Source organism: Nocardioides sp. NPDC006303, assembly GCF_040613175.1.
In the GTDB taxonomy this organism is placed as follows: Bacteria; Actinomycetota; Actinomycetes; order Propionibacteriales; family Nocardioidaceae; genus Nocardioides.
In genome coordinates, this window is record NZ_JBEXRR010000030.1 from 64,246 (window position 1) to 70,245 (window position 6,000).

8 protein-coding genes are annotated in these 6,000 nt (G+C 67.6%); 4 read left to right on the plus strand and 4 right to left on the minus strand.

Translation table 11 applies throughout. From position 1 onward, the window contains the following. Positions 1–76: 76 nt before the first annotated feature. Positions 77–703, plus strand: a complete 627-nt coding sequence (locus ABZY89_RS20920) for a sigma-70 family RNA polymerase sigma factor (protein ID WP_350717151.1) — start codon at positions 77–79, stop codon at positions 701–703. Then, on the plus strand, positions 700–963 hold the full coding sequence (rsrA, locus tag ABZY89_RS20925; protein WP_355019184.1) for a mycothiol system anti-sigma-R factor: 264 nt from the start codon (positions 700–702) through the stop codon (positions 961–963). The genes ABZY89_RS20920 and rsrA overlap by 4 nt, the downstream gene beginning before the upstream one ends. Positions 964–1,215: 252 nt before the next feature. On the opposite strand, the gene ABZY89_RS20930 is transcribed toward rsrA, so the two are convergent. Beyond that, on the minus strand, positions 1,216–2,055 hold the full coding sequence (locus tag ABZY89_RS20930) for a DUF2785 domain-containing protein (protein WP_160027663.1): 840 nt from the start codon (positions 2,053–2,055) through the stop codon (positions 1,216–1,218). An 83-nt stretch (positions 2,056–2,138) separates the two neighbouring features. On the opposite strand from ABZY89_RS20930, the gene ABZY89_RS20935 reads away from it, so the two are divergent. Further along, positions 2,139–3,629, plus strand: a complete 1,491-nt coding sequence (locus ABZY89_RS20935) for a histidine kinase N-terminal domain-containing protein (RefSeq protein WP_355230274.1) — start codon at positions 2,139–2,141, stop codon at positions 3,627–3,629. 36 nt (positions 3,630–3,665) lie between these two features. Here ABZY89_RS20935 and ABZY89_RS20940 read toward each other — a convergent pair whose 3' ends face one another. Next, positions 3,666–3,920, minus strand: a complete 255-nt coding sequence (locus tag ABZY89_RS20940; protein ID WP_008362075.1) for a WhiB family transcriptional regulator — start codon at positions 3,918–3,920, stop codon at positions 3,666–3,668. Positions 3,921–4,213: 293 nt separating this feature from the next. Between ABZY89_RS20940 and ABZY89_RS20945 the strand changes: the two genes are divergently transcribed. Beyond that, positions 4,214–4,612, plus strand: a complete 399-nt coding sequence (locus ABZY89_RS20945) for a hypothetical protein (RefSeq protein ID WP_355230276.1) — start codon at positions 4,214–4,216, stop codon at positions 4,610–4,612. On the opposite strand, the gene ABZY89_RS20950 is transcribed toward ABZY89_RS20945, so the two are convergent. Together ABZY89_RS20950 and ABZY89_RS20955 are read right to left on the minus strand one after the other, a co-directional pair. After that, positions 4,609–5,358, minus strand: a complete 750-nt coding sequence (locus tag ABZY89_RS20950) for a SigB/SigF/SigG family RNA polymerase sigma factor (RefSeq protein ID WP_355230278.1) — start codon at positions 5,356–5,358, stop codon at positions 4,609–4,611. The genes ABZY89_RS20945 and ABZY89_RS20950 overlap by 4 nt on opposite strands. Positions 5,359–5,407: 49 nt before the next feature. After that, positions 5,408–5,788, minus strand: a complete 381-nt coding sequence (locus ABZY89_RS20955) for an anti-sigma factor (RefSeq protein WP_355230280.1) — start codon at positions 5,786–5,788, stop codon at positions 5,408–5,410. Positions 5,789–6,000 lie beyond the last annotated feature (212 nt).

Below are 6,000 nucleotides of genomic sequence, written 5' to 3' on the forward strand. Positions count from 1 at the left end.
CATTCTGCTCGAACGCCCGGTGGCGAATATGTCGCCGATGAGCGCCCCGATGGTCGCGCGCGTACCCTGGGACGTGATGAGCGACAACATTGAGACGGATGAGGTCGTCGACCTGGCCACCGAGACTCCCGAGGAGCGCGCGCTGCGCTTCGAGCGGGACGCTCTGCCCTTCCTCGACCAGCTCTACTCGGCGGCGATGCGGATGACCCGCAACCCGTCCGATGCGGAAGACCTGGTGCAGGAGACCTTCGCCAAGGCCTACTCCTCCTTCCACCAGTTCAAGCCCGGCACCAACCTGAAGGCCTGGCTCTACCGCATCCTCACGAACACCTTCATCAACACCTACCGCAAGAAGCAGCGCCAGCCGCAGCAGTCGATGTCCGAGGACGTCGAGGACTGGCAGCTGGCGCGGGCCGAGTCGCACAGCTCGACCGGTCTGAAGTCCGCGGAGATGGAGGCGCTCGAGCACCTGCCCGACTCTCAGGTGAAGGACGCGCTGCAGCGCCTCCCGGAGGAGTTCCGGCTCGCTGTCTACCTCGCCGACGTCGAGGGATTCGCCTACAAGGAGATCGCCGAGATCATGGAAACCCCGATCGGCACCGTGATGTCGCGGCTTCACCGCGGCCGGCGCCAGCTGCGCGATCTTCTCTCGGACTACGTCCGCACCAACGACCTCACCGGCGCTCGTGGAGGTGCGTCATGAGTGCCCACAAACATGACGCGTCACCGACCGACTGCGCGGACTTCCTCGAGCAGATCGTCTTCCTGATCGACAACGAGCTCACCGCGGCGGATGCCGACCAGGTCAAGCTCCACCTGCAGAGCTGCAACCCCTGCCTGGAGACGTACGACCAGCAGCGCATCGTCAAGGCGGTCGTGGCACGCTCGTGCACCGAGGTCGCCCCGGGCGACCTGCGCGCGAAGATCATGGTTCAGATCCAGGAGCTCCGCACCAGGTCCTGAACCGGCCGCAGACACGACGAGAGCCCCAGCCGATTGGCTGGGGCTCTTACGTCTTGACAGCTCTGACCCTTGAAGAGGGACAGCGGTCAGGCGTTGGGGCGCTTGCCGTGGTTCGCGCCCTTCTTGCGGCGCGCGCGGCGCTTGCGGCCAGTCTTGCCCATGTTGATCTCCTCCATTGGGGTACGTAGACCCCGAGGGGCCTCGGGACAGTCTCTCAAACCCAGGCGCGGGAGGGCGAATCTCGACCGGCCGTCAGGTCAGGTAGGTGGCGTTCGACTTCTTCAGCGCCGCGACGACGACCAGGAGCAGGTCGCCGCGGATCTGCGGGATGTCGTTGCTGAGCGCGAGCTGGATGTAGAGGGCCCGCAGGAACGCCTCGGCGTTGCCGGTGAGCAGGAACGGGTCGCGGTCGGGCGTCTCCGGGGTGGCGGTGGCGACGGTGACGATCCGGTTGATCCACGGCTCCATGATGTTGAGCGGGACCAGGTTGCGGCGCAGCACGGACATCGTGGCCGCCGCCAGCCGGTCGGGCTCGCCGTGAGCGTAGATGGTGTCGCCGCGGGCGAGCACCCGGTCGGCGACCACGTCGAGGATCACCGTCAGCTCGGGCTTGCCGAGGTGCTCGGAAGCGGCCAGGGTGCCGAGCGCGTCGGCGCCGCGGGCGACCGCGTGCGCCCAGCCACGCTCGGGGACGAAGGCACGCAGGTCGCGCTCGCGCAGCAGCCAGGTGGCGATCCGGTCGCCCCACTCCAGCACCTTCTCCGCGCGCACCAGCGAGCGGGCGTTGTCGCGGGCGATGCACTGGGCCAGGGCCTCGACCGAGGAGGCCCGGCGGAAGACGCCGTTGTTGCCGGAGTCGCCGAGACCGACCACGAGGCCGGCCGCCATGCCGTCGCCCAGACCCCCGAGCAGGTCGTCGTAGACACCGCGCTGGATCCACGTCGACAGGGCCGGCACGGCCAGCCCGCTACGTACATCTGGATCCGGGTCGCCGAGCATCCGGGTGAGCTCGATGGTGAGGTCACCCAGCGGCCGGTCGGTGGGTACGGCGAGGCCGGTTGAATGAACCTCTCGCCAGTACGCCTCCGACATGGGGAACATCCTGCCAAACCCGGCCACGCGCCGACCACCGACCCGCGCAATGCCCTACCAAGGTCTACATCTACGCTGTCCGCGTGCCCACCCTGAGTGAGCTCGCGCAGAGCCATACCGAACTCGACAGCGATGATGTCGAGTGGCTTCAGCTGCTCATGGCCGACTGGCAGATCCTGGCCGACCTCTCCTTCGCCGACCTGGTGCTGTGGCTTCCGGACAAGTCCGGGAACGGCTTCTGGGCGGCCGGTCAGATGCGTCCCACGACCGGTCCCACGGCCTACGTCGACGACATCGTCGGTATGTTCGTGCCGAAGGGGCGACACGCCACCCTCGACGACGCCGTCGACGCCGGCCGGCTCGTCCGTGAGGGCGACCCGGAGTGGCGCGACGACCTCCCGGTGCGGGTCGAGACCATCCCCGTACGCCGCGCAGGCCGCATCATCGCGGTGCTGAGCCGCAACACCAACCTGCTCGGCGTACGCACGCCCTCGAAGCTCGAGCTCTCCTACCTGCAGACCGCCAATGACCTGACCCAGATGGTCGCCAACGGCTACTTCCCGGCGGTGGGCCAGCGCAGCGACCACACCGACACCCCTCGGGTGGGGGACGGGTTCGTGCGGGTGGATGCCGACGGCGTTGTCGACTACGCCAGCCCCAACGCGCTCTCCGTCTTCCGCAGGCTGGGGCTCTCCGGCGACCTCGCCGGCCAGTCCCTGGCGGGGATGACCCGCGCCCTGGTGCCGCCGCGCAAGCGCCCCGACGAGGAGACGCTGAGCGCTGTCCTCGGTGGTCGGGCGCACCGCGACACCGAGATCGACACCGGGGTGATGGCGATCATCATGCGCTCGATCCCGCTGCGGCCACGTGGCGAGGCGATCGGTGCGCTGGTGCTGCTGCGCGACGTCACCGACCTGCGTCGGCGCGATCGTGAGCTCGTCACCAAGGACGCGACGATCCGCGAGATCCACCATCGAGTGAAGAACAACCTACAAACCGTGGCCGCGCTGCTCCGGATGCAGTCGCGCCGGGTCGACTCCGGTGTCGCCCAAGATGCGCTGAACGAGGCCGTACGGCGTGTCGGATCCATTGCACTGGTCCACGAGATCCTCTCGCAGCAGGCCGTCGAGGAGACCGTCGAGTTCGACGAGATCGCCGACCGGCTCGCCTCCATGGTCGGAGAGGTCAGCTCGGTCGGCGTCGCGGTGCGGGTGCGCCGGGAGGGCTCGTTCGGATCGCTGCCCTCGGAGGTTGCCACGCCGATGGCGATGGTCGTCACCGAGCTGCTGCAGAACGCAGTCGAGCACGGCTACCGCGGCAACGGTCCGGGCGATCCCGAGACCGGCAAGATCGTGATGTCCGTACGACAGCAACCCGCCGGGCATCTCCAGGTGACCATCGAGGACGACGGTCATGGACTACCCGACGGGTTCAGTCTCGACACATCGACAAACTTGGGGTTGTCGATCGTGAAGACTCTCGTCGAAGGCGAGCTCGGGGGCCGGCTCTCGTTGGGGCCCCGGCCTGATGGCCATGGGGCGAGAGCTGCGGTCGAGCTGCCGTTGGAGCTCTAGGTGGATCGTTAGGGGTTGATGGCCTCTAGGGCTTGGTCAGACGGCGGTGCGGACACGGGAGCGGGCGTTGCGGCGCTTCAGCGCACGACGCTCGTCCTCGCTCAGTCCACCCCACACGCCGTGGTCCTGACCGGCCTCAAGAGCCCACTGAAGACACTGCTCCCGGACGTCGCAACGCCGGCAGACCTGCTTGGCTTCCTCGATCTGGAGGATGGCCGGACCGGTGTTTCCGATGGGGAAGAACAGTTCCGGGTCTTCATCGAGACAAGCCGAACGGTGGCGCCAATCCATGGCTGGGTAGACCCTCTTTCTGACGTAGGATGGGCAAGGCCCTGGTGGTTCGAGACCCTGCGAGTCGGCACGTGGCGGGGATGTGTGAATGTCTTCACGTGCGTGCTGGTCTCTAGAGTTCCAAGAAATGGACGCCGAAACAACCCCTAACCAGTGTCTGGTTCGTCACCGGACCGTAACACTCAGTCTTCCTGGGGCTAGACAATTCGGTAACGCGGTGAGTTACCCGCAAATCCCGTGGTGTATGCTACTGCGGATTTTCTGACGCTTGGCGATGGTTCTAGGCTGCTGAGGTGACCGCGCCGCATCGCCCCTGGACCCTCCTGCTGACCGTGATCGCCGCAGGTGTCGAGACCGCGGCGATGCTGGTGTGGGGAGCGCTGGAGTTCGTACGCATCCCCGACGCCGCCTCGCTCACGACCGCGATCGCGGGCGGCCTGTTCTTCCTGCTCTGCGCCGCCGGCATCGGCTGGTGTGTCGCCATGTTCTGGCGACTGGAGTCGTGGGCGCGCGCGCCGTTGGTGCTCGTCCAGCTGATCGTGCTCGGTCTGGCCTGGAACCTGCGAGAAGACCTCGCGATCGCGGGCGGCCTGGCCCTGGTCGCGGTCGTCGCCCTCGTCGGCATCTTCGCGCCGCCGAGCATCGCCGCGCTCGAGGAGCGCCCGGGCGTGTCGCCCGACGACGCGCCCTAGTCCTCCTCCAGCGCCTTGCGGAGCTGGAGGAGCGAACGGTTCAGCAGCCGGGAGACCTGCATCTGGGAGACCCCGAGCTCGGCGGCGATCTCGGTCTGAGTCTTGTTGCGGAAGAACTTCAGCATCAGCACCTGCTTCTCGTGGGCGGAGAGGCTGTCGAGCACCGGCTTGATCGACTCCCGCACCTCGACGTCGTCCAGGCGCAGGTCGTGGGCGGTCAGCGAGTCGAGCATCGGTGAGGTCTCGTCGCTCTCGGAGTCGAGGGACAGTGCTGCGTACGCATTGCTGGACTCCAGGCCCTCGACGACGGTCTCCAGGCTGACCCCGAGCCGGGTGGCGAGGTCGCGGGCCGTGGGGGAGCGGCCGAGCTCCTGGGAGAGCTCGGCGGTGGCGTCGCGAAGGTTCTGCTGCAGGTCGCGAAGGCGCCGCGGGACGCTGACGGCCCACCGGCTGTCGCGGAAGTAGCGCTTGATCTCGCCGAGGATCGTGGGCACGGCGTACGTCGAGAACTCCACGTCGCGAGAGAGGTCATAGCGGTCCACGGCGTTGAGGAGGCCGACGACGCCGACCTGGACGAGGTCCTCGTGCGGCTCGCCGCGGCCGTAGAACTGGGAGGCGCAGTATTCGACCAGCGCCATGTTCAGGTGGACCAGCTCGTCGCGAACGCGGGTCCGTTCTGGGTCGGTCAGGTCTGGCCCGGCGAGGGTCCTGAAGAGCTCGCGGGAGCGTGCGCGGGCGTCGTCCACCTCGCTGGAGCTCCTGGACCTCGACGACCGAATCGTCTCCTGCGCCATGTCAGCGCGCGGCTCCAAGCGGGGTCGCTCCCGCGACCAGGGAGATCCTGAGCTGATCACCGTCCGGGGTGGCGGTGACCTCCCTGGCCAGCGTGGTGAGCACCTGCCAGGCGAAGCTCTCCTCGTCGATCTCCGCCACGGCATCGCAGGTCGTGGTCACGGTGACTCCGATGGTGTCCTCGCCCAGGTCGAAGACGACGTCCAGGTCAGCAGCCTCCGCGGCACACTCCAGACAGATCGCCGCGGCCTCGCTGACCGCCATCCGCAGGTCCTCGATGTCCTCGAGCGTGAAGTCGAGCCGCGCGGCGAGCGCGGCGGTCGTCGTACGCAGCACGGAGACGTAAGCACCTTCTGCGGGAACGCGCAGTTCGACCTGGGGCATCTGGGTTTGTCAGTCCTTCTGTGGGAGTCCCGACGATTATGCAACGAGACCGCTCTCGCCGCGCCGTTAACGCACCACAGCCGCTCCGGGAACGGAGCGGCTGTGGCGTACGTGCTGATCCAGAGAAGGCTCAGGCCTTCTTGGTCGCCCAGAAGATCTGGAACCGAGAAGCCCGATGGGGTCGGCCGGATTGCCTCACCTCCCGATGAGGT